The following is a 2,316-nucleotide window of genomic DNA, read 5'->3' as shown; positions in this document are numbered from 1 at the left end:
ACCATCGTGCCCCACATCGTGCCCTTGCCGCCCATGAAGGACGCGCCGCCGATGATGCAGGCTGCGATTGCGTCGGTATCAAACGGCTGTACTGCGTTTGCACCGTTGGTGATGCCCGAACGGCCGATCGAGACGATGCCCGCCAGCGCCGCGCACACACCGGATACGGTGTAGCAGAAGGTCAGCACGTTTGCCGAGTGGATGCCGGACAGGCGAGCCGCTTCCGGGTTGCCGCCGACACAGTAAATCGAACGGCCGAGCGCCGTCTTGGACAGGAAAATGTGCATGCCGATGAACAGCACGATAACCACCAGGAAGCTGATCGGGAAGCCGCCCGGCAGCGTTGCGTCACCCAGCCAGGTAACGCCGTTCGGGAAGCCCGAAACCATCTGCGAGTTGGTAACCAGCAGCGCCATGCCCCAGAGGAAGTTCTTCATACCGAGTGTCGATACGAAGGGGTGAGGCAGGTGCAGACGGGTCAGCAGCATGCCGTTGATCCAGCCGATCAGCAGGCCGCTGATGATAACCGTTGCCAGAATGATAACCGGGTTCGACACGCCGCGCTGTACCAGCATACCTGCCATACAGGCGCAGAACGTTGCGTTCGCACCAACCGAAAGGTCGATGCCGGCCGTGATCAGACACAGCAGCATACCGGTCGAAAGCAGCGCGTTGAACGACGTCTGCTTCAGAATGCTCATAAAGTTCGAGAATTTCAAGAAGTTCGGAGACGCGATTGCCAGAATTACGCACAAAAGCAGCAGTGCAATCAGCGTTCCGAGTTGGGACACAATTTTATTGTCCTTTTTTGCCTTAGTCATCTAATGTTCCTCCCCATGCAGCCTTCATAATGTCTTCCTGATTGAAATGCTTGCTGTCGCGCTCGACGGTTGCCATAACCTGTCCGCCGCGCATGACCACGACCCGATCCGACATGCCCAGAATTTCCGGCATTTCGGACGATACCATGATGACGCATTTGCCCTGTTTGACCAGGCTGTTCATTACATTGTATACCTCGACCTTTGCGCCAACGTCGATACCGCGCGTCGGCTCGTCGAAAATGAAAATCTCCGCGTCCGTGTTGACCCACTTGCCGATAACCACCTTCTGCTGGTTGCCGCCGGAAAGCTGACCGACGATTTCATCAATCGACGGGGTCTTGATGCGCAGCGAGGAAATGTTCTTCTCGCCGCTGTCGAGGATCTTCTTTTCATCGAGGAACATACCCGAGGAGAAGCCCTTCATATTTGCCAAAATCAAGTTGGTGCGGATTGATTGCGCCAGTACAAGACCCTGTCCCTTACGGTCCTCGGTGAGGAACGCAATGCCGGAACGGATCGCCTGACGCGGATCCTTGATTTTGACTTCCTTGCCGTGGATATAAACCTTGCCGCTGTCAATCGGGTCTGCGCCGAAGATGGCGCGCATGGTCTCGGTACGGCCTGCGCCGACCAGACCCGCAAAGCCCAGAATCTGGCCGCGGAAGGCTTCAAAGCTGACGTTGTCCAGCACGCCTGCCGAGCACAGGTTCTCGGCCTTGAGGGCAACCTCGCCCTTGACGCCGATTTCCTTGGGGAACTGGTTGTCCAGACTGCGGCCGACCATCGCGGTAATCAGCGAATCATTGTCCCACTCGGCAATCGGGCGGGTGTCGATGTATTCGCCGTCACGGATGACGGTCACGCGGTCGCACAGCTCAAACAGCTCTTCAAGCTTATGAGAAACAAAGACGATGCCGATGCCGCGCGCTCTGAGTTCGCGGCAGGTTTTCATCAGCTGCTCAACCTCTTTTTCGCCGAGCGAGGAGGTGGGCTCGTCCATAATGATCATTTTTGCGTCGATCAAAACCGCCTTGGCGATTTCAATCATCTGCTGCACGCCCATGCCGAACGTGCCGGCCGCCTTGCGGGGATCAATGTCCTGTCCGAGCGACGCCATGACTTCCTTGGCCTTTTTGTGCATGGTATCGTAATCGAGCAGGCCGCCCTTGCGGATCCACTTGTTGATGAAGATGTTATCGGTTACGCTTAAAAGCTTTTCGATGTTCAGTTCCTGATAAACACAGGCAATACCGGCCGCGGCAGACTCGTTGGGGTTTTTGAACTTGTGTTCTTTGCCCTCAACGATAATCTGGCCCTCGTCCGGCTGATGAACGCCGGTCAAAACCTTGATCAGCGTCGACTTGCCTGCGCCGTTTTCTCCGATCAGACCCAGAATCTCGCCGGGTTTGACCGCCAAATGCATATTCTTTAATGCAACGACGCCCGGAAACCGCTTTACCGCATCTTTTAATTCTACTACATATTCGCTCAT

General features: G+C 55.9%; 2 protein-coding genes. Both read right to left on the bottom strand.

The genetic code is table 11. The annotated features are described in order from the left end of the window. A partial coding sequence (locus QOX26_RS14240; RefSeq protein ID WP_283675628.1) for an ABC transporter permease occupies positions 1 to 821 on the bottom strand: 821 nt, incomplete at its 3' end. Then, positions 814 to 2,316 (bottom strand): sugar ABC transporter ATP-binding protein (locus tag QOX26_RS14235; RefSeq protein ID WP_283675627.1); only part of this gene is annotated, 1,503 nt, incomplete at its 5' end. The genes QOX26_RS14235 and QOX26_RS14240, both read right to left, overlap by 8 nt.

Source organism: Butyricicoccus sp. Marseille-Q5471 (genome assembly GCF_951230135.1).
Taxonomy (GTDB): Bacteria; Bacillota; Clostridia; order Oscillospirales; family Butyricicoccaceae; genus Agathobaculum.
The sequence above is the reverse complement of the archived record's forward strand: the minus strand, read 5'-3'. Positions and strand labels throughout refer to the sequence as shown.